General features: G+C 56.5%; 20 protein-coding genes. 7 read left to right on the top strand and 13 right to left on the bottom strand.

Going from position 1 to position 18,604, the window contains the following annotated elements; all coding sequences use genetic code 11:
• The first annotated feature begins 38 nt into the window (after nucleotides 1-38).
• Nucleotides 39-689: a hypothetical protein gene (locus tag RBH33_RS04870; RefSeq protein ID WP_306731016.1), complete on the top strand. Its 651-nt coding sequence runs from the start codon at nucleotides 39-41 to the stop codon at nucleotides 687-689.
• Nucleotides 690-714: 25 nt separating this feature from the next.
• Nucleotides 715-900 (top strand): hypothetical protein, encoded by a 186-nt coding sequence (locus RBH33_RS04865; RefSeq protein ID WP_306731015.1) that lies wholly within the window; start codon nucleotides 715-717, stop codon nucleotides 898-900.
• A gap of 134 nt (nucleotides 901-1,034) precedes the next feature.
• On the opposite strand, the gene RBH33_RS04860 is transcribed toward RBH33_RS04865, so the two are convergent.
• Genes RBH33_RS04860 through RBH33_RS04850 form a run of 3 tightly spaced genes read right to left on the bottom strand, consistent with a single transcriptional unit; the run spans nucleotide 1,035 to nucleotide 3,438 of the window.
• Entirely contained in the window at nucleotides 1,035-1,979 is a 945-nt protein-coding gene (locus tag RBH33_RS04860) for a 5-oxoprolinase subunit C family protein (RefSeq protein WP_306731013.1), read from the bottom strand.
• Complete coding sequence (gene pxpB, locus RBH33_RS04855) at nucleotides 1,976-2,668, bottom strand: 5-oxoprolinase subunit PxpB (RefSeq protein ID WP_306731012.1); 693 nt, start codon at nucleotides 2,666-2,668, stop codon at nucleotides 1,976-1,978. Before pxpB ends, RBH33_RS04860 begins: the two co-directional genes overlap by 4 nt.
• A complete protein-coding gene (locus RBH33_RS04850) occupies nucleotides 2,665-3,438 on the bottom strand; it encodes a 5-oxoprolinase subunit PxpA (RefSeq protein ID WP_306731011.1) in 774 nt (257 codons plus the stop codon). Before RBH33_RS04850 ends, pxpB begins: the two co-directional genes overlap by 4 nt.
• Nucleotides 3,439-3,610: 172 nt before the next feature.
• Here RBH33_RS04850 and grxC point away from each other — a divergent pair, with 172 nt between their 5' ends.
• Both grxC and RBH33_RS04840 read left to right on the top strand, forming a co-directional pair.
• Entirely contained in the window at nucleotides 3,611-3,868 is a 258-nt protein-coding gene (gene grxC, locus RBH33_RS04845; RefSeq protein ID WP_306731010.1) for a glutaredoxin 3, read from the top strand.
• A 75-nt stretch (nucleotides 3,869-3,943) separates the two neighbouring features.
• Nucleotides 3,944-4,423, top strand: a complete 480-nt coding sequence (locus tag RBH33_RS04840; RefSeq protein WP_306731009.1) for a hypothetical protein — start codon at nucleotides 3,944-3,946, stop codon at nucleotides 4,421-4,423.
• Between the two features lie 25 nt (nucleotides 4,424-4,448).
• Here RBH33_RS04840 and trmH read toward each other — a convergent pair whose 3' ends face one another.
• The 7 genes from trmH to RBH33_RS04805 all read right to left on the bottom strand — a co-directional run bounded on the left by trmH (nucleotide 4,449) and on the right by RBH33_RS04805 (nucleotide 12,423).
• Entirely contained in the window at nucleotides 4,449-5,132 is a 684-nt protein-coding gene (gene trmH, locus RBH33_RS04835) for a tRNA (guanosine(18)-2'-O)-methyltransferase TrmH (protein ID WP_306731008.1), read from the bottom strand.
• A gap of 61 nt (nucleotides 5,133-5,193) precedes the next feature.
• Nucleotides 5,194-6,918, bottom strand: coding sequence for a bifunctional protein-serine/threonine kinase/phosphatase (locus RBH33_RS04830; protein WP_306731007.1), 1,725 nt, complete (start codon nucleotides 6,916-6,918; stop codon nucleotides 5,194-5,196).
• 15 nt (nucleotides 6,919-6,933) lie between these two features.
• Nucleotides 6,934-7,752 (bottom strand): formate/nitrite transporter family protein, encoded by an 819-nt coding sequence (locus RBH33_RS04825; RefSeq protein ID WP_306731006.1) that lies wholly within the window; start codon nucleotides 7,750-7,752, stop codon nucleotides 6,934-6,936.
• A gap of 317 nt (nucleotides 7,753-8,069) precedes the next feature.
• Nucleotides 8,070-9,110 (bottom strand): ferrochelatase, encoded by a 1,041-nt coding sequence (gene hemH / locus RBH33_RS04820; RefSeq protein WP_306731005.1) that lies wholly within the window; start codon nucleotides 9,108-9,110, stop codon nucleotides 8,070-8,072.
• 140 nt (nucleotides 9,111-9,250) lie between these two features.
• Nucleotides 9,251-10,402 (bottom strand): PQQ-dependent sugar dehydrogenase, encoded by a 1,152-nt coding sequence (locus RBH33_RS04815; protein WP_306731004.1) that lies wholly within the window; start codon nucleotides 10,400-10,402, stop codon nucleotides 9,251-9,253.
• A 153-nt stretch (nucleotides 10,403-10,555) separates the two neighbouring features.
• Nucleotides 10,556-11,695, bottom strand: a complete 1,140-nt coding sequence (locus tag RBH33_RS04810) for an endo-1,4-beta-xylanase (protein WP_306731003.1) — start codon at nucleotides 11,693-11,695, stop codon at nucleotides 10,556-10,558.
• Nucleotides 11,696-11,793: 98 nt separating this feature from the next.
• Nucleotides 11,794-12,423 carry a DNA-3-methyladenine glycosylase I gene (locus tag RBH33_RS04805; RefSeq protein ID WP_306731002.1) on the bottom strand — a complete coding sequence of 210 codons (630 nt, stop codon included), beginning with the start codon at nucleotides 12,421-12,423 and terminating at the stop codon, nucleotides 11,794-11,796.
• A 118-nt stretch (nucleotides 12,424-12,541) separates the two neighbouring features.
• Here RBH33_RS04805 and pip point away from each other — a divergent pair, with 118 nt between their 5' ends.
• Both pip and dtd read left to right on the top strand, forming a co-directional pair.
• A complete protein-coding gene (gene pip, locus RBH33_RS04800; RefSeq protein WP_306731001.1) occupies nucleotides 12,542-13,513 on the top strand; it encodes a prolyl aminopeptidase in 972 nt (323 codons plus the stop codon).
• A gap of 10 nt (nucleotides 13,514-13,523) precedes the next feature.
• Nucleotides 13,524-13,961 (top strand): D-aminoacyl-tRNA deacylase, encoded by a 438-nt coding sequence (gene dtd, locus RBH33_RS04795; protein WP_306731000.1) that lies wholly within the window; start codon nucleotides 13,524-13,526, stop codon nucleotides 13,959-13,961.
• Between the two features lie 14 nt (nucleotides 13,962-13,975).
• On the opposite strand, the gene ubiB is transcribed toward dtd, so the two are convergent.
• Genes ubiB through ubiE form a run of 3 tightly spaced genes read right to left on the bottom strand, consistent with a single transcriptional unit; the run spans nucleotide 13,976 to nucleotide 17,036 of the window.
• A complete protein-coding gene (ubiB, locus tag RBH33_RS04790; RefSeq protein WP_306730999.1) occupies nucleotides 13,976-15,625 on the bottom strand; it encodes a ubiquinone biosynthesis regulatory protein kinase UbiB in 1,650 nt (549 codons plus the stop codon).
• A gap of 9 nt (nucleotides 15,626-15,634) precedes the next feature.
• Nucleotides 15,635-16,285 carry a ubiquinone biosynthesis accessory factor UbiJ gene (locus tag RBH33_RS04785; protein WP_306730998.1) on the bottom strand — a complete coding sequence of 217 codons (651 nt, stop codon included), beginning with the start codon at nucleotides 16,283-16,285 and terminating at the stop codon, nucleotides 15,635-15,637.
• Between the two features lies 1 nt (nucleotide 16,286).
• Nucleotides 16,287-17,036 (bottom strand): bifunctional demethylmenaquinone methyltransferase/2-methoxy-6-polyprenyl-1,4-benzoquinol methylase UbiE, encoded by a 750-nt coding sequence (gene ubiE, locus RBH33_RS04780; protein ID WP_306730997.1) that lies wholly within the window; start codon nucleotides 17,034-17,036, stop codon nucleotides 16,287-16,289.
• 666 nt (nucleotides 17,037-17,702) lie between these two features.
• On the opposite strand from ubiE, the gene RBH33_RS04775 reads away from it, so the two are divergent.
• Nucleotides 17,703-18,584, top strand: a complete 882-nt coding sequence (locus tag RBH33_RS04775; RefSeq protein ID WP_306730996.1) for an alpha/beta hydrolase — start codon at nucleotides 17,703-17,705, stop codon at nucleotides 18,582-18,584.
• The last annotated feature ends 20 nt before the right edge of the window (nucleotides 18,585-18,604 follow it).

Raw genomic sequence — 18,604 nt, 5'->3', positions numbered from 1 at the left:
CAGAACCATCAGCGCTGACACCTCCTAAGGAGGACGTGATGACAGATCAACCTAGAGTTCAGCAAAACCCGCCACCAAAACACCGTGCTATGCACCATAGCCAGTTCGGGGATAAGGGCGAAGAAATCGTGCGCGAGGTGATTGGCATATTTTTCGATCAGAACCACTTAAAAGCCGCGATCAATGACCTGCATGCCTCGGGCTTCAATACTGGCCAGATAGGGCTCCTGGCCAGCGAGTACGCGGTGGAAGAATCACTCGGGGATCTGTATACCCGGATCAATGAACCGCGCGAGGAAGTAGCGCCCCCGCATATGACCTTTGTACGTAAAACTTCGGTGGGCGATACGTTTCACGCGTTGGGAGGGGGCCTATTTTTTGTTGGCTCCACGGCGGCGCTGGGGGCGGTAGTGGCGTCGGCCGCTGTGTTTGGCGGCGCCCTGGTTGCCGGTGTGGCAGCGGCGGTGACTGTCGGCACCATCGGGGCGGTGCTCGGTAGGATCATTCACCAAAGTGACGCGGAATATTTGGAACAACAGGTGGATGAGGGTAACCTATTGTTGTTTATTCGCGCCGACACTCGGGAGGACGAGGATCGAGCGATTCGGATATTGTCTAAGCACTCGGGGTTCGACGCCAGAGTCCATGAAGTACCCGTGGCGCCGGAGCCGCCGTTGTTGCATCGTTGATGAGGCTAAAATGTGAGGTAACACCATGAGTGATGACCGCCCCAACTCCGAGCAAAAACAACTCAAAGAAAAACTCAAAAACATTCTCAAACGTAATCCGAATCCGGGCCACGAGCCGGCTGACGAGGAGCGTGGCGTATTCGATCGTCCGCTGAAACGCCAGAAGCTGGAGGAGGATGCTCCCGAACACAAAACCCGAGACGGGCGCTGATAACGATTTATTGTTGACGTGGCAGGAAAGGATACCCGGCATTTTAAGACCCTCGGAGGCAGGAAGCCGACGCGGAGCGTACACGGACGTATTCACAGCGTGTCTTAAAATGCCGGGTATCCTTTCCGGATTGGTCAATCGAAAGTGAACCCAAAAAAAGCATAGAAACGCCGCAAAGCTTTTTGCTCTTCCTCCAGTGACCCTGGAGTGAAGCGCAAAAGGGCGCCCGGTTGCCGTTGTGCCAACAGAAATAAATCCCGCGCGAATGCGGTGCCCAGCTTTGGGTAGCCGCCAATGGTTTGTCGATCTTTCAGCAGAATAATGGCTTGGCCATCGGGGGGCACTTGAATGGCGCCAAAATTAATTCCCTCTGAAACAATTCCGTTTATTCGAGGTTTGAGTGCGGGGCCTTCGAGCCGTGCCCCCATGCGATCACTGTGATTGGAAAGCCGGTATGACGCCGAATAAAAACGCTGGCGGTCCTCGGGGTGAAACTGGTGACTCTGATGCCCCTCGATAACTCGGATGGTCAGAGGTTGACTGTAATCCGGAATGTATCTGGGCGCGACACGCATGAGCGGCCCTGGCTTTGTCGCCGAGCAAGGCACGCAGTCACCCGATTTTAGTGGTCTGCCTTTTCCGTCCAAACCTCCGATGCCTTCGCGCATCACCGTGGCGACCGACCCAAAGCTTGGCTCGATGGTAAAGCCTCCCTGCACGGCCAAGTACGCGCGCACACCGGTCTTCGGGTGACCGAAGTGAAGCCGATCGCCCGCGACTAGGTTGTGGGTTTGCCAGGTGTGGATGGCTTGGCCGTTCAGCGTGGGTTGCAAGTCGGCGCCAGTAATGGCGATGCGTGTGGGCACTTGCGCTTCCAGTTGCAGGCCGCCATAACAGATTTCCAGCGTCGCGCTTTGCGCCGAGTTGCCCAGCAAACGGTTGGCCCATAGGTGGGCCTGCTCATCGGCTGCGCCACCCGTGGTAAGACCCAGGTGCTGGTAGCCGAAGCGGCCAAGATCCTGCACTAGAGTGAGTATGCCGGGCTTAATGACCCCTAGGCCGTGTCGCGCTGGCGTCATTCGACGTTACCCCCGGCGCGCAGAAATTCTTCTTTACTCACGGGCACAAAGCGCACACGATCGCCGGCGCTCACAGGGCATAGCCCGTGTTGCTGGCGGTCAAACATCTTCACCGCAGTTCGTCCTAGAATATTCCAGCCGCCGGGTGTGCTGATGGGGTATACAGCCGTTTGCTGATCGGCCAGGGCCACTGAGCCGGCCGGTACCAGCGGTCGTGGCGTGTCGAGTCTGGGAGTGGCTAGGCTGGGGTCCACATTGCCCATATACGCAAATCCCGGCGCAAAGCCGATGGCGAAAACCTGGTAATCGCATCCGCTGTGGCGATGTATTACCTCTTCTACACTGATCTTGTGATAGCGGGCGACTCGCTCCAGGTCAGGGCCCACGCTGGAGTGATACCACACTGGAATTTCCACTCGACGACCGGCGGAACGGGCGTCAGAAGTGACGGCCGAAACTCCCTCAAGCGCATGGGTGACCTTCGCTGCCATGCGCTCAAAGTCGCTGTGTACCGGGGAGTAACACACCATGAGTGTGGTGTAGGAAGGGATCAGATCACGCACAGAGGCAACAGTGCGCAGCCGGTCGGTGGCTAGACGAATGGTGTCAGCCAGTGCCGGATCAATGTGCTCGCCAAAGCGGACGATGAGCGCGTCCGCTCCCGCGGGATCAATCCGCCAGTGGGTCATGCCGTTGGGCTCTGTGAAGCGTAGAGCTGATCGAGCGCCGTGCGCAGCCGTTGCAATACCTGCACGGATTCGGCGTTGTCACCGTGCACGCACAAAGTATCCACCGCGAGTTGTAGCCGGTGGCCATTCACGGTTTCGATGAGTCCCTCTTTGGCCAACAAAAGAGACTGCGCCATAATTTTTTCCGGGTCCTGATACACCGCACCCTCGAGGTTTCGCGCGACGAGAAAACCCTGCTCGTCATAGGCGCGATCTGCGAAGGCTTCGAACAGCAGCGGCACCTTAAACTCATCCGCCAGCCGCTGGGTTTTTTCGTTGTCGGCGCGTGCAAGCAACATCAGGGGTAGAGGCTTAGAATCGTGCGCCAGGGCAGTCAGTACCGCGCGTAGGATGCTGTCGTCGCGCATCATGTCGTTGTACAAGGCGCCGTGGGGTTTTACGTAACTGACGTCTACACCCCGTGCGCGACAGATGCCGTTCAGTGCGCCCACTTGATACTGCACCATGGCGGTAATTTCCTTGGGGGTGCATTGCAAGCTTCGTCGTCCAAAACCGGCTAAATCCGGGTAGCTGGGATGGGCGCCAATGCGGGTCTGATGCTGATTGGCGAGCAGAACCGTGCGCGTCATGGTGAGCGGATCAGAGGCGTGAAAACCGCAGGCGATGTTGGCCATATCGACCAATGGCATGGCGTGCTCGTCCATGCCCATTTGCCAGGGGCCAAAGCTTTCGCCCATGTCACAGTTCAACAACAAACGTTTTGTGTTCATGAAGATCTTCCACTGGTTGGGCGGCGCATTCTTGTCACCCCGTTGCTCTCGGATACAGCATAAGCATTTGCGCCCTGGCTGTCATGGGTGGGGTGCCGCTCTAGGGTACAAATGGTGTACCATGAAATTTTAGCGGTAGGGACGTGGCGTCCTTAAGTAGTGAGTTGTACCCATGAAAGAAATTGTTTTATATACCACGCGTTATTGTCCGTTTTGCGTTAACGCTAAGGCACTGTTAAAGCGTAAAGGCATCACGGAGATTACTGAAATATCGGTGGACGGTTCGTCGGCCAAACGCGAGGAAATGACCCGTTTAACTGGCAATAGAACCGTGCCGCAAATTTACATTGGTGATACCCATGTGGGCGGCTTTACTGAACTTTATCATCTGGAGAAAACCGGCCAGCTGGATCGTTTGCTTCAGGATTGAGCTGCAAGAACTCCGTTCAGGACCTACCATGTATTAACGATGACAGAATATCAATAATATTAAGGAGACTTCGAGATGAAAAAAGGGCTTTATTTGCTTTCCATTTCTGCGCTCACGCTGACGCTTACTGTAAGCGCCGATGAAAAACCCCAGGGCTGGCTGGCGGAGGTTGAAGAGGCGCAGCGTGTTGAGCGGCTACAAAGCTACCTGGGTGGTTTTAGCAGCGCTATGTGGGAAGTTGGAGAACGGTTTGAGCAGGTCCACCAGGCTCTTGAGCGGGAAAATTACCCATTGGCCGGCTATCACTGGGAGAAAATTCGCGACGCCATTCAAAACGGCTACATGAAGCGACCGGGGCGCCAAGCCAACAGCGATGCCCTGTTTCTGGATGCGGTGTGGAGTGATGTGGATAGTGCCGTTGCCTCGGAGGATTCAGAACGGGCTTGGGCTGGCTTTACCAGTGCCAAGGATGCGTGCATGGCGTGCCATGTCGCGGAAGACGTTTCTTTTATGAATAATCAACCGCTGTTTGATTTGGCTGCACCGCGAGATTAAATCGGGCGGGGCACTCGCGTGCTGATTACCTTAACGTCGGGATTCGGTAGGCCGGATCGTCGGGTGGGATCAGGTCGCCGTCTTCATCCAGTTCCGGATAAGGCAACTGATGGCGATCGCAGTAGTTGGCCATGGCCGGCTGTGCCCATCGAAAGAGCGTGCGCTGAAACTGCTCATCTTCTGGAGTCTCTCGGTCGTAGAGTCCCGCTTGCTGGCGTTGGTGCATGGCTTCTTGCAGCACAATCCCAGCCGCGACACTGACGTTGTAACTCTCCACCATGCCGATCATGGGAATCATCAGGTGTTCATCGGCGTGCTCACGAGCGTAATCGCTGAGCCCGTGTTTTTCCGCACCCATAACCAATGCAAAAGGGCGTGTGTAGTCCAGGTTGCGATAGTGTTTGGCCCGCTCCGAGGCGTGCGCGGCGTACAGTTGAAAACCCTGTGCGCGTAAATGCTGCATGCCCTGTTCAATGCTGTTGTGAATGACACGGCCAGTGAAGCGGCCGCTGCCGCCTGCCGTGTTGTGGTACACCAGATGCCCGCGCTCCGGCTTTACCATGTGAATTTCAGGAATACCCACCGCATCGGCGCTGCGCAAAATGGCGGAAATGTTCTGCGCTTTGTGTACCTGATCCGTCAACACGGTCATATCCGCTTGACGTTGGCGCAGGACTTGTTTGAATTTCTCGAAGCGGGAGCGGCTCATGGGTTTTTTCGCGGGTTCAAATAGGCCGCATTATAGCATTTGATGCTGCCCTGGCCGCCAACTATAGGTATGGCATGGCCAATGAGGCGACTAAAGCGCCGGCCAGCAATAGGGAAGTCCCCTGCCAAAAAAGCACGGGATTGCGCTCCAGCAACGGTGGCCGGGCTTTATTGAGCATGGCCGGGTCCGGCCGACGCAGCTCCACGACAAACTCTGACAGCTCGCCGTAACGCTTGAAGGGGTTGGGGTGTAGGGCTTTTTTGAGCACCTCATCCATCCAAAAGGGCAGCTCTGGATTGGCGGGCAGCGCCGAACGATAGCTTAGTTTAAGTTGCGCCGCGCGGGTGCGTTTTTTGGCAACCTGGGTTCCGTAGGGCATGTTGCCCGTTAGCATTTGGTAGGCGATTACCGCTAGCGAAAATAAATCGGAAGCGGGAGAAATGTGGCCGCCCACAAAGTATTCCGGTGCCGTGTACTGAGCGGTGCCCAGCAACGCTTCGCTGTCGGGGTGGGCTCCAATTTCCAAAATTCCAGCCACGCGAGCCGAGCCAAAATCAATGATCTTCACCGTGCCGCTGTCGTCAATCATAATGTTGGCAGGGCGCAAATCCTGGTGCAGCATTTCCAGTCGATGAAACGCTCGCAGTCCCTGGGCAACCTGCCCCACAATGTCTCGCACTTGATTGATGGACGGGTGCGGGTTGTCACGCAACCACTGCGTTAGCGTTCTCCCCTCAAGGTATTCCATCACGGTGTACAGACAGGTGCGTGGCCGTTCGCTGTTTTGTGGGCGGGCCACGTGCGGGCTGTCAATGCGCCGGGCGATCCACTCCTCGGTTAGAAAACGCTCCACCTGACGTGGATCGTCTTGCAGCTCCGTGGACAGGGTTTTTAGCACCAGTTTTTCGCCGGTGAGCGAATCCTTGGCTAAATAAACATGGCTGCGACTGCTGGCGTGCAGCTTGCGTAAAATCTGATAACCATCGAGGGTTTTGCCCTGATCCAAAAGTGGTGGCGGTGGCAGTTCAATGAGATCCTGCACCGCACCCGTGCCTTCAGGAAGACTCAGGACACGCGCTATCTGCACGGTCAAGTTGTCATCGCTTCCCTGAGCCAGAGCGTGTTCAACAATGACTTGCGCTGCGGTATCCAGGTCGTCACTGTGATCGTCAATGGTCTGGACCATAAACGCTTCACTGCAAAATTCGTATACGCCATCGGTGGCGAGCACGAATGTGTCCTTTGGCTCAAGACTTAGCCGCTGGTAGTCCACTTCCAGGTGTTGTTTAACCCCCATGGCCCGACTCAACAAACTCTCGTCCTGGCTCAACCAATAGCGATGATCCTGGGTCAGCGGCTCCAGTTTTTCACCCTGACGGCGGTAGATGCGGGCATCCCCTATGTGAAACAAATGCGCGCTCCGACCTTTCAGTACGATAGCGCTTAGCGTGCACACGTAACCCCGATCTTTCTCAAAGCGGTAGGGGCTGCGAGAGGTTTGACCGTAGAGCCAGGAGTTGGTGGCCATAAGAACCCGCTGTGCGGATTGTTTTACGGACCAGGTTTCGGGGGTGCAGTAATAATCCTCCAGAAAACTGCCCACGGCCGCCTGGCTGGCGATATGGCTTACATCGCTGCTGCTGATCCCGTCCGCCAGCGCCAGGGCTATACCCTTTGTGGTTAGTTGGGGTTTTTCGGGCAGGCAGGCGCCGTGAAAATCCTGATTGCGGGGCTTGCGCCCCGCGCTGGAGTGTTGGCCCAGGTCAACGGTGAGTGAAGCACTCATTTGCGATACGCTCACTTAAGGTGTTTGGATCGCCCGTTGGGCGCCAGTGCGCACATGGGTGGCGTAAAGCGTGAGGCCGGTAAGCGCAATGCCGCCGACGAAGTTGCCAATCACCACGGGCAATTCGTTCCAGATGATGTAGTCCATCACAGAAAAGTCACCGCCAACCATAAGCGCAAAGGGAAACAAAAACATATTCACGATAGAGTGCTCAAATTCCATGGCGAAGAACAGCATGATCGGCATCCACATGGCGATGACTTTACCGCTGACGGTGGTGGAAATCATGGCACCGACCACGCCCAGCGACACCATCCAGTTACACAACACCCCACGAATAAAAATGGTCAGCATGCCCGCCGCGCCGTGCTCTTTGTAACCGAGCGTGCGGTCGTGGCCGATATTGGCAATACGTTCACCTACCGCGCCAGGCTCGATAGAAAACCCGTAGGTAAACACGATGGCCATCAAAAAAGCCACCAACAGAGCACCGAGCAAATTGCCCATAAAGACCACGCCCCAGTGTCTGAGAATACCGCTGATGGTTACCCCCGGACGACGGTCAAAGTAGGCTAGTGGTGTCAGCACAAAAACCCCAGTGAGCAAGTCGAAACCCATCAGGTACAGCATGCAGAAGCCGACCGGAAACAGCAGCGCTCCAATCAAGGGCGAGCCGGTCTGGACCGATATGGTGACGGCAAACACGGCCGCAAGAGCCAGGATGGCGCCCGCCATAAAGGAGCGAATGAAAGCGTCGCGGTTAGCCATAAAAAGTTTGGCCTCACCGGCGTCCACCATTTTGGTAGCGAATTCAGAAGGTAATAAATACGACATAGACTTCCCACTGGTAACGGATTTAAAAAGTTAACTCGAGCCGGCGTGAGCTGGACTCTTGGCGTTTCGACTTTTTGTATTGGGCAAAAACCGGTCCAGTTTTTATTTTTATGATTTAACTTGTTGATTCAGAAGAAGTTTGTGGTGGAATTGTGGGGCGTTTGCACTTCGATAGGGCATCTTCGGTGCACAGCTTTCGTGCACATAAATCGGTTGGATTCGCATTGTGCCCCAAAAGGGAGTCATTTTCGGGGCGGGGAGTGGTTTTCTTGTGGTGCATTTTTTTGACTGATGCGCTAAATCTGATCAGCCTGCCGTCAAACGCCGTGGCGGCGCAGAATATCCGCGATGGCCTCGATATGATCCGGTCGGTCATTTAGGGCGAGGATGTAGTGGTACGCCTCGCCGCCGGCCTCCATAAAGCAAGCACGGTTCTCCACTTCGAGCTCTTCCAGCGTTTCCAAACAGTCGGCGCTAAAGGCGGGAGACAGTATGGCGACGTTCTTAACGCCTTCCTTTGGTAGCGACTCGAGTGTGTGGTCCGTGTACGGCTTGAGCCACTCTTCCCGGCCGAAACGAGACTGAAACGTGGTCATGCACAGATCTTCCGGCAAGCCGAGTTTTTCCCGCACTAAGCGCGTGGTTTTGTGGCACAGGCAGTGGTAGGGGTCGCCCGCCGTCAGGTAACGCTTGGGGGTGCCATGGTAGGAAAATAAAAATCGATCCGGCATGCCATGGTTATTAATGTGTTCTTGCAGAGTTTTTGCGAGCGCCTCAATAAAAAGTGGGTTTTCCACGTAGCCATTGATAAAGCGCAGCTCCGGAACCCAGCGCCATTGGGACAACTCCTTGGCCACGGCGTCAAAGGTGGAGCCGGTAGTGGCGGCAGAGTACTGAGGATAAAGTGGTAACACCACGATACGGCGGATGCCCAGCGCCTGAAATTCTCGCAGTGCGCTGGCGATAGAAGGGTTGCCGTAGCGCATGCCCAGTTTCACCACGGCGTTCTCCCCTAAAGCTTCCTGCACAGCCTTACATTGACGTTGGCTGATGACCAGCAGTGGCGAGCCTTCATCAGTCCAAACCGTTTGGTAGGCGGCGGCGGATTTGCGGGGGCGAATACGCAAAATCACCCCATGCAGAATGACCAGCCACAACAGGCGGGGCAGCTCAATAACGCGCGGGTCGGATAAAAACTCACTCAGGTATCGGCGCAGAGCCTTGGGTGTGGGCGCGTCTGGAGTGCCGAGGTTGGTGAGCAGTACGCCGGTTTTTTGTTGCAAGGCGCGGGCGCTGTCACTGGGTTGGTGAAAACGCTCTTCGATGTTGTCATTGATGGCGCTATAACGTGGTGTCATGTTTCCTCCGAACAGGGCGGGGAACATACCCGCTCGCTCACCAAATTGCCAGCGGCAGAAATAGGAAAGGCGCTATAGCGCTGGGTAGGTCAAGAGAAGAGCGGCGGCCGGGGGCTGGCCACCGCCATCAACCGGCAAACTTAGTTTGCCGGTTCCATGCGCAAGATTTTACCATCGCGCTCATCGGTAAGTAGGTACAGAAAATCGTCGGGCCCTTGCACTATGTCTCTCAGGCGCAAGCCCAGCTCATCATGGAGCAGACGCTCTTCGTGAATCACCCGATCACCTTCCACCACTAGGCGGGACAACAAACGACTGCGCAACCCGGTTACCAGCAAGTTGTTTTGCCACTGGGGGAATTTATCGCCGGTGTAAAAGGTCATGCCGGCATTGGCTATGGAGGGTGTCCAATAAAAGATAGGTTGCTCCATTCCTTCCGCATGAGTTTTACCGTCAAGAATCGTGGCGCCGCCGTAGTGCACACCGTACGTGATGATGGGCCAGCCATAGTTTTCGCCGGCGCGTGTGCGATTGATTTCATCGCCTCCCTGGGGGCCGTGTTCTCCGGTCCAGAGTTCGCGTGTTGTGGGGTGCAGATCGGCGCCCTGAATGTTGCGGTGGCCGTAGGACCAGATTTCCGGCAGGGCGTTGTCATCACCCACAAAGGGGTTGGAGGCGGGCACTCGGCCGTCCGGGTAAATGCGTACCACGGTACCGATGTGGCTACCTAGGTCTTGGGCGTCCGCCGCTTCGTAACTCTGTTGCCGGTCGCCCAGGGTGATAAACAAGGTGCCGTCATCGGCAAACACCAGGCGGGAGCCGAAGTGTCCGTCGCTTTGCACCTTAGGCTGTTGGCTAAAAATAACCTGTACGTTGTTTAGTTGATTGCCATCCAGTTGCCCGCGCGCCACGGCCGTGCTGGTGCCGCCATCGCCTGGCTCGGAGAAGGCCACGTATACCCAGCGATTATCGTCAAAGTCCGGGTCCAAGGTCACATCCAACAGGCCGCCCTGTCCGCGACTGACAATAGTGGGCAGACCCTCAATTGCGGGCCCTTTTTCACCTTCGGGGGTTACTCGTCGCAAAGTGCCGGCCCTCTCGGTCACCAGCATGTCGCCATTGGGCAGAAAGACCATGCCCCAAGGGTGGACCAGGCCGTCGGCCACGGTGGTGATTCGCAGCTTGGTGGTTTGAGCTTCGGCGAGAATCTCATCCTGAGCGTGCACAGAGCCAAAACACAGGCACAGAGCTGCAAAGGTGAGAGCGGAATAATGCCTGAGGGTAAGGGTCATGAGGACAACCTCCTGGTGATAATGCGGAGTCAAAGAGTAGCAACTGGGGCGCAGGGAAACAAATGCTGGCGTGTAAATCGGTGTAAAGCCCACCACCCCCGTGACGCCCCGGGCAGGGGCGACGCAGAGGTGGCAGTAGGGGGATGGTGAAGACTAGCGACGCAGATTGGCCACGGCGTAGTACGCGGGTTTGGGCTGCATGTTGCGGTCGAATAGCAACGGGTAGTTGGTGCGGCCGCGGACCGGGAAGTTGTTTTTCCAGGATTCGCCATCGTGGGTGCCCCAAGTGGTAACCCGGTCGATCTTGTCCCGATGCTTCAGGTACAGCTTGAACAGCTCCACGTAGCGCTCGGTCAATTGCTCTTCAACCTCGGCCGGTAAGCCGTCCACATAGGGGTTAAGCTCGTCGGCGTATTCGAACTCGGTGGAAATCTCCGCACCCATGTGCTCCCAGGCTACGGGCAGTACGTCCACTTCCAGCTCGGTCATATGCAAACGCATACCCAGGGCGGCAAACGCTTCAATACTGGCTTCGTATTCCTTCATGTCCGGCCAATCCAGGCCTACGTGACTTTGCATGCCCACGCCGTGAATGGGCACTCCGCGTTTCTTGTAGTCTTTGATCACGTCTACCAGGAAGTCGCGCTTGCCTGGGCTGTGCATGTTGTAATCGTTGTAAATCAGGTGTGCTTTGGGGTCCAGTTCATGAGCCAAACGGAAGGCGCGCTCCTGGTATTCGGCAGAGCCCATAACCTGATACCAGAGGCTCTGGCGCCAGCCTTGATCTTCGTCGATGGATTCGTTGACCACATCCCAGGTGTGGATTTTACCTTTGTAGCGTTCCATGACGGTGGTGATGTGAGTGTCCATGCGGCGGATCAACTCTTCTCTGGAGATCTGCCGGCCATCTTCGTGGACAAAAAAGTCACTCGGCGCCTGCGAGTGCCACACCAGCGCGTGACCAACGATGTTCATATCGTTCTCTACGCCAAACTCGACAAAGCGGTCTGCCAACTCCCATTCCCACTGGCCTTGAGCAGGTTGGATCAAACCGGACTTCATGCAGTTTTCGGCGGTAATGGAGCTGAATTCGCGCGCGATCAAATCCAGTAGAGGCTTATCTTGAGTTTCCAGTGTCTGGTTGCTAATGGCTGTGCCGATCACGAAGTCGTTTTTGTAGATTTTGCGCAGACCGGTGTATTCGGCGGCATTATTGATCGCACAAGCTTTCAGATTGGCCAGAGCGGCAACACCCGCGGACCCCAACAGGAAATTACGGCGAGATAGCTTCATAAGAGACTCTTATTTTATCAAGTTTGGTTGACGGTTTTCTTATATTCAGAATGACTATTAAAGCACGGATTATCCCAGTGGGAAAGTCCGGTGCCGGGCTAGCGCTGAGGCGACTTAGACGCGCGGCCAGTCTCAGCAGGGGTCGCCATAGCGTCGCATTCGCTGTGGCGGTAGCAGTCTACGAGGTGGTCGTTGACCATTCCCGTCGCCTGCATGAAAGCATAGCAGATGGTCGGCCCGACAAAGTTAAAGCCGCGTTTCTTGAGCTCCCGGCTCATGGCGTCAGACTCTGACGTAGACACAGGTACCTCGGCAAAGGTGCGCCAGCGATTGCGCAGGGGGCTACCGCCCACGAACCCCCACAAAAAAGCGCTGAAATCTTCGCCAGCTTTCTCCATGGCCACATAGGCCTGGGCGTTGCGTACGGCGCTGTCGACCTTAAGCCGGTTGCGGATAATGCCTGGGTTGCGCAGCAGTTTGGCTTTGCGAGCAGGGGTATAGCGTGCCATGCGATGGGGGGCAAACTGATCGAACGCGCGGCGGTAGGCTTCGCGCTTACGCAATACAGTGATCCAGGCCAGGCCGGCTTGAGCACCCTCCAGGATCAGAAATTCAAACAGTTGCTGATTGTCGTAAAGGGGGTTGCCCCACTCCTGATCGTGATAGGCGCGGTAGAGCGGATCATCACCGCACCAGGGGCAACGTTTGAGTTCGGTTTCCTGCGGCATGCTCCCGCTCCGTTTCAAAAAATTATTGGCCTGCTCGCCAGGGCAGCGTTAGGCAAAGGAGTATGCTACCTTTCCTTATTTACTCATTCTCATTCGACAGGGCGTCCCCAACACAACCATGCTGACCTACTACCCCGAGATCAAACCTTATCAACGCCACCAGTTCGACGTGGAGCCCCCGCACCAGCTGTATGTGGACGAATCCGGCAATCCGGACGGGATCCCAGTATTGTTCGTGCACGGTGGTCCCGGTGCGGGCTGCGGCCGTTACGATCGCCGTTATTTCGATCCAGAGGTCTACCGTATCATTCTGTTCGACCAGCGTGGCTCCGGGCGCTCGACGCCGCACGCCAGTTTGGAGAATAACACCACGGCGCATCTGGTGGCGGATATGGAAGCCATTCGTGCGGCGCTGGGCATCGAGCGGTGGGTGTTATTTGGCGGTTCTTGGGGGTCCACACTCAGCTTAGTGTATGCGCAAACCCACCCTGATCGGGTTATGGGGCTGATTTTGCGTGGCGTATACCTATGCCGCCCGGAGGAGTTTCACTGGTTTTACCAGGAGGGCGCGAGCCGTATATTCCCCGATTACTGGCAGGACTTTGTGCGGCCCGTCGCTCTTGAAGAGCGCGGCGACATTATGGGCGCCTACTATAAGCTTCTGACCGGAGACAATGAGCTGGCGAAAATGAGCGCAGCCAAAGCCTGGTCATTGTGGGAGGGCCGTTGCGCGACACTACGACCGCACCAGGAAGTATTGGATTCTTTTTCCCGCCCGCACCGGGCCCTGTCGCTGGCGCGCATCGAAGCGCACTATTTTGTCCACCGCGCCTTTCTGGATGACAACCAGATTCTTCGCAACGCCCATCGGTTGTCGGGGATTCCGGGCATCATCGTGCACGGTCGTTACGACATGATTTGTCCGCTGGACAATGCTTTTGCGTTGCAAAACGCCTGGCCCGAAGCCGAACTGCAGATTATCCGAGAAGCCGGCCATGGCGCCAGCGAACCGGGCACGGTAGACGCGCTCGTGCGCGCCACGGAAGAAATGGCGCGCCAGCTACGCCACGAAACCGATTATTTGGCCTGAGGAGCGCGCGATGTTGGCATTAGTGCAGCGGGTAAGCCGCGCTTCGGTCATGGTGGACGAGCAGACCGTGGGCGCCATTGGCCCAGGCATGTTGGTGTTGTTGGGGGTGGAAAAAAACGATGATCCGACCCGCACCGAGGCCTTGGCCAAAAAGGTGCTCAGCTACCGGCTATTCTCCGACGAGCAAAACAAAATGAACCTGGATGTGCGGCAGGTGGGCGGGGGTATTCTGGTCGTCTCGCAATTTACGTTGGCGGCGGATACTCGCAAGGGGTTGCGCCCCAGTTTTTCCTCTGCGGCGGAACCGGCCACGGCTGAGAACCTGTACCACTATTTTGTGGAAACGCTCAGCTCTGCGCACAGCCCGGTGGAAACCGGCATCTTTGCCGCGGACATGCAAGTGAGTTTGATTAACGATGGGCCAGTGACCTTTATGCTATCCAGCTAGCTTACCATCGGGGCTTATTTTCGGAATAATATCAATACCGCGCCAAACGCTAGCAGCGCCCAACTTTGCATGGGAACCAAATGCAGATCCAGCCCCGCTACCTGTGTCTCCAGCGTTGGCCAGGCAATAATGCCCGCGCCGAGTATGGCCAGCACACCAATTGCCGCGCGTCGCCTTGAGCGAGTGATCAAAATTCGCTGGCGCTCCAACTCCCCTTTGATGTCCCGCAATTGTGGCGCCACGTCGCCCACGTTTTGAGCCTGCTGCAATCCACTGAGTAACAATTGCGGCACCATGGGGAATTTTTCCAGCCACTCGGGCCCGTAACGCTTGAAATCCGACCACACGGCTTTGGGGTGAAAATGTTCCTTCAGCCAGCGCTCCAGGAACGGGTGTGCGGTGGTCCAAAGATCCAGGTCCGGATACAGCTGCCGGCCCAGTCCTTCGATATTGAGTAGGGTTTTTTGCAGAAGTACTAACTGCGGTTGCACTTCCATATCAAAACGCCGTGCGGTGCGAAACAGATTCATCAGCACTTGTCCGAAAGAAATATCCTTCAGTGGCTTTTCGAAAATCGGTTCACACACGGTGCGCACCGCCGCTTCCAACTCTTCTATTCGGGTGTGTTCCGGCACCCAACCACTTTGTACATGCAGCTCGGCTACCTGACGGTAGTCACGCCGGAACATGGCGAGCATATTGCGCGCCAAATAATACTGATCCTCTCGCGTCAGGGAGCCCACGATGGCCATATCCACGGCAATGTAACGCGGGTATTCGGGATTCTCCCTGGCCACAAAAATATTGCCCGGATGCATGTCGGCATGAAAAAAATTGTGCTCGAACACCTGCTTAAAAAAGATTTCGACACCGCGCTCCGCCAGGGCTTTCATGTCCGTGCCCTGCGCCACAAGTGCGCGCACGTCGTTGACGGGGATGCCGTCAATGCGCTCCATGACCAGAACATGGTTGCGGGTATAGTCCCAAAAAACTTCTGGCACATAGAGCAGTGGCGAGTGCAAAAAGTTACGGCGCAATTGAGAGGCGTTGGCCGCTTCGCGCTGCAAATCCAACTCGTCAAAAATGGTGGTGCGGTAATCCTCTACAACTTCCACCGGCCGCAGGCGTTTGCCGTCTACGCTGTAGCGCTCCACCATGTGGGCCAGTACGTACAGTAAGCGCACGTCTTTTGCGATCACCCGCTCAATGCCGGGCCGAATGACTTTAATGACCACGCTCTGGCCACTGTGTAAGGTGGCTCCGTGTACCTGTGCCACCGACGCTGACGCCAGGGGATCGCGCTCGTAACTTTGGAACACGGTTTCCACTGGTGCGTCCAGTGCTGTTTCCACCAAGCGTCGAAACAGCTCTTTGTCGAAGGGCGGAACCTTATCCTGCAGGCGATTAAGCTCTTCGACGATGTCTTCGGGAATCAGATCCGGACGGGTCGATAAGAGCTGGCCGAATTTAATAAAAATCGGCCCCAGATCTTCAAGCGCGTGGCGCAGGCGCTCGCCCCGGTTAAGTTTGGGCGCGGGCCAGAGTTTGCACGGCAGCAATAGCAGGCGCACATGCCAAGGCAATTGTTCAGCGGGTACCACCTGATCGAGGCGGTAGCGGACCAGAGTCCAGAGGATGGTAACTAAGCGAAAAAAAACGGCCACGATGGATCCTTATGTTCGGCGACGAGTTGAAGGCGCCTCCGGAGACGACGGTTGAAGTCGGGCGGCGAGGTGGCGCATTCGGGCTTCAACCCGGTCTAAATCAAAGCGCACGTCATCAACGGCGCGGTAGTAATCTTGCAGCTCCTGGCGCGAGGGCAATACACGCAGCTCTTCTGTCATGAATTCACTCAGTAGCCGGCGGCTACTGGTGCCCCGGTCGCGCAGCCAGAGGCCGGCATCCCTCAGCCCCTGCGCGGCACCATGACCGGCCACGTCGCCAAACAGCTGACTCAGTGCCTCCTCCCAATCCAAATCCAGATTTTGCAGTACGCTGCGTAGCTCCAAAAGCACACCGCTGTCCCCGGAAACTTGTGCTCCGGTGGCTTTCAGGTTGCCTTGGTGACCGGTGGCCAAGCGAATCAAAGCGGGTAGTGGGCCGCGCACGTGAACGCTGGGTTCGCCCTCAAAGTGACTCAGCAATCGAACGGCTTCGGTACCGGGCGCCACATACACGGTGAGCGCTAAAGGCTCCAGCGTGAGTGCCAAAACGTGATCATTGAGTTTGCCCAGTGCGGCGCGACTGGCGGGGTCATACTCCAGAGCCTTGTTGATGGCTTGTTCTGTGGCGACCAGGGCTCCGGTGATCAGCGTGGCATCCATATCAGGGCTTAATTCCCTTATGCAGTGCCACTATGCCCCCGGTCAGATTGTGAAACTCGGTGTTCACAAAACCGGCGTTTTCCATCATGGCTTTCAAGGTGTCTTGATCCGGGTGCATGCGGATGGATTCGGCCAGGTAGCGATAACTGTCGGCATCGTTGGTCACCAGCTTGCCCATCAGCGGCAGCAGCTTGAATGAATAGACGTCGTAGGCTTTTTCCAGCAGTGAGTTCTGAGGCTTGGAAAACTCCAGCACCAGCAATCGCCCGCCCGGCTTGAGCACTCTCAACATGGCCGACAGGGCGAGATCCTTGTCGGTCACGTTGCGCAAACCAAACGCAATGGTAATGCAGTCGAAGGTGTTGTCTGGAAAAGGCAGGTACTGTGCGTCCGCCTGCGCGAACTGAATGTTGCCCGCCGTGCCCCGGTCCAGCAACCGGTCACGGCCCACGGTTAGCATGGAGGCGTTGATGTCCGCCAGCACCACCAGTCCTTCGTCGCCGACTCGGCGGGCAAATTGGTAGCTCAAATCGCCCGTACCGCCGGCAATGTCCAGCACACGCTGGCCGGGGCGTACGGCGGATAATTCAATGGTGAAGCGCTTCCAGATTCGGTGCACGCCTCCAGACATCAAGTCGTTCATCAAGTCGTAGCGAGCGGCTACGGAGTGAAATACGCCGGCGACACGGTCGGCTTTTTCGTCGAACGGAACTTCTTCATAGCCGAAATGCGTCGTTTTCTTGTCGGTCATTAGCTGCCATCTCTGCCGGATCGGGTGCGCCATTGTACAATAGCGCACAGCTTAACACCCAATGAAGGCGCAATCTCACCGCGAAGCGCGTCAAACCCCATGCGTTCTCCCCATGTATGCGTGCTGCGGTGGAATAAACAATCGAATTGGTAACTTCGTAAGCAGGCCCTCGGGCCATGCAGAGTGAGTGTTCAGCAAACGTCGTAAACCCCTCCCTGGGGACTGCCTCAAAAGGTCCCTCTTTTGAGGCTTGCTGAACACTCACCCTGCACGGCCCTGGCAGCCCCAACCTACCGAGTTCTTTTCTGTAGCCCCTACCTACCACCGTCATAGCAGGAGTTGCTGAGCGGTAAGAATGCCTTGGGTGGGGCTGCTAAGGCGATTTGCAGGAGGCTTTTCGAAACTCTCACAAGAGGGAGCTTGCGGCCGGCGCCCCGGTGAGAAAGCCCCCAGGGACGGGTTTACGGCGTTTTCGAAAAGCCTCCTGTGAAGCGCCTGGGATTCCTCTTACGAAGTACTCGCTAGCAGTTAGTTTTCGAGTGCCTGAAATTTAAAGCGAGTGCGAAGCAGTGCAAAACGCGGTCTACACCATCTGTGGACCTTTGCGAGAATGACGGGCTGTTCAGTAAAAAGTAGAATACGCAAAAATCGATAGATAGGAATATCATGTCTTCCAAGGTTTGGTTTCTCGGTGGCTTCTTCATTTTGGCCGCCACAGCTCTGCTCGTCGCCTGTCAGCCCGTAAAAGTACTCAATGGCGTCACCCCTCGGGGTGCCTTCACCCTCGAAAGCGACGTGCCCTACGGCACGGAGCATCGTCAGGGAATGGACATTTACCTTCCTCGCAACCGCCCCTATCGGCGCGCCGTGCTGGTGTTTGTCTATGGCGGCTCCTGGGAAAGTGGTGATAAAGAGGACTTCCTGTTTGTGGGGCAGACCTTTGCGCGCATGGGCTACGTTACCGTCATTCCCAACTACCGGCTGTACCCGGAAGTCGAGTTCCCAGACTTTGTCGACGACATTGCCCTTGCGATAGCGCGGCTCAGTGCGGAAATGCCCGAATCCTGCCCCGAGGGCCTGGATGTGATTCTTATGGGGCACTCCGCCGGTGGGCATACCGCCGCCATGCTGGCGACCGACCCCAAATACCTGGCGCGCAATCAGGGTGAAGAGGTTCAAGTGCGCGGGTTGATCGGTCTGGCGGCGCCTTACGATCTCCCGCTGGACCATGAGCTGGTAGTGGACAAGTTCACTCGGGTAACCGATGACGCGGAGGTCAACCCTTTGGCGTTGGCGACGGCCGAGGCGCCGCCGAGCCTGCTGTTGCACGGAGGCGCTGATACCACGGCCTACCCCTACCACACCGAGCGTTTTACAGCTCGACTGGAGGAACTGGGGGTGCCGGTTACCAGTCATATTTATCCTCGTGCACGGCACGTCAACCTGCTGGCCGGTGTCGCCAGTGTGCTGCGCTTTTTGAACCCGGCCACTGACGATATTGAAACTTTTCTGAAGGCTCATGGCTTAAGCGATACCTGCCCCTACTGAAACGTCTGTCACTCGCGGCT

The sequence above is a fragment of the Marinimicrobium hydrolyticum genome, assembly GCF_030848505.1.
In the GTDB taxonomy this organism is placed as follows: domain Bacteria; phylum Pseudomonadota; class Gammaproteobacteria; order Pseudomonadales; family Cellvibrionaceae; genus JAVDDU01.
The sequence above is the reverse complement of the archived record's forward strand: the minus strand, read 5'-3'. Positions and strand labels throughout refer to the sequence as shown.

What these genes read in the sequence shown, in the direction of transcription:
- RBH33_RS04840 (WP_306731009.1), top strand. Translation starts at nt 3,944, where the DNA reads ATGAAAAAAGGGCTTTATTTGCTTTCCATTTCTGCGCTCACGCTGACG.
- RBH33_RS04775 (WP_306730996.1), top strand. Translation starts at nt 17,703, where the DNA reads ATGTCTTCCAAGGTTTGGTTTCTCGGTGGCTTCTTCATTTTGGCCGCC.
- hemH (WP_306731005.1), bottom strand. Translation starts at nt 9,110, where the DNA reads ATGACACCACGTTATAGCGCCATCAATGACAACATCGAAGAGCGTTTT.
- ubiE (WP_306730997.1), bottom strand. Translation starts at nt 17,036, where the DNA reads ATGACCGACAAGAAAACGACGCATTTCGGCTATGAAGAAGTTCCGTTC.
- RBH33_RS04870 (WP_306731016.1), top strand. Translation starts at nt 39, where the DNA reads ATGACAGATCAACCTAGAGTTCAGCAAAACCCGCCACCAAAACACCGT.
- pxpB (WP_306731012.1), bottom strand. Translation starts at nt 2,668, where the DNA reads ATGACCCACTGGCGGATTGATCCCGCGGGAGCGGACGCGCTCATCGTC.
- pip (WP_306731001.1), top strand. Translation starts at nt 12,542, where the DNA reads ATGCTGACCTACTACCCCGAGATCAAACCTTATCAACGCCACCAGTTC.
- grxC (WP_306731010.1), top strand. Translation starts at nt 3,611, where the DNA reads ATGAAAGAAATTGTTTTATATACCACGCGTTATTGTCCGTTTTGCGTT.
- dtd (WP_306731000.1), top strand. Translation starts at nt 13,524, where the DNA reads ATGTTGGCATTAGTGCAGCGGGTAAGCCGCGCTTCGGTCATGGTGGAC.
- RBH33_RS04810 (WP_306731003.1), bottom strand. Translation starts at nt 11,695, where the DNA reads ATGAAGCTATCTCGCCGTAATTTCCTGTTGGGGTCCGCGGGTGTTGCC.
- RBH33_RS04865 (WP_306731015.1), top strand. Translation starts at nt 715, where the DNA reads ATGAGTGATGACCGCCCCAACTCCGAGCAAAAACAACTCAAAGAAAAA.
- trmH (WP_306731008.1), bottom strand. Translation starts at nt 5,132, where the DNA reads ATGAGCCGCTCCCGCTTCGAGAAATTCAAACAAGTCCTGCGCCAACGT.
- RBH33_RS04815 (WP_306731004.1), bottom strand. Translation starts at nt 10,402, where the DNA reads ATGACCCTTACCCTCAGGCATTATTCCGCTCTCACCTTTGCAGCTCTG.
- RBH33_RS04850 (WP_306731011.1), bottom strand. Translation starts at nt 3,438, where the DNA reads ATGAACACAAAACGTTTGTTGTTGAACTGTGACATGGGCGAAAGCTTT.
- RBH33_RS04805 (WP_306731002.1), bottom strand. Translation starts at nt 12,423, where the DNA reads ATGCCGCAGGAAACCGAACTCAAACGTTGCCCCTGGTGCGGTGATGAT.
- RBH33_RS04830 (WP_306731007.1), bottom strand. Translation starts at nt 6,918, where the DNA reads ATGAGTGCTTCACTCACCGTTGACCTGGGCCAACACTCCAGCGCGGGG.
- RBH33_RS04825 (WP_306731006.1), bottom strand. Translation starts at nt 7,752, where the DNA reads ATGTCGTATTTATTACCTTCTGAATTCGCTACCAAAATGGTGGACGCC.
- RBH33_RS04785 (WP_306730998.1), bottom strand. Translation starts at nt 16,285, where the DNA reads ATGGATGCCACGCTGATCACCGGAGCCCTGGTCGCCACAGAACAAGCC.
- RBH33_RS04860 (WP_306731013.1), bottom strand. Translation starts at nt 1,979, where the DNA reads ATGACGCCAGCGCGACACGGCCTAGGGGTCATTAAGCCCGGCATACTC.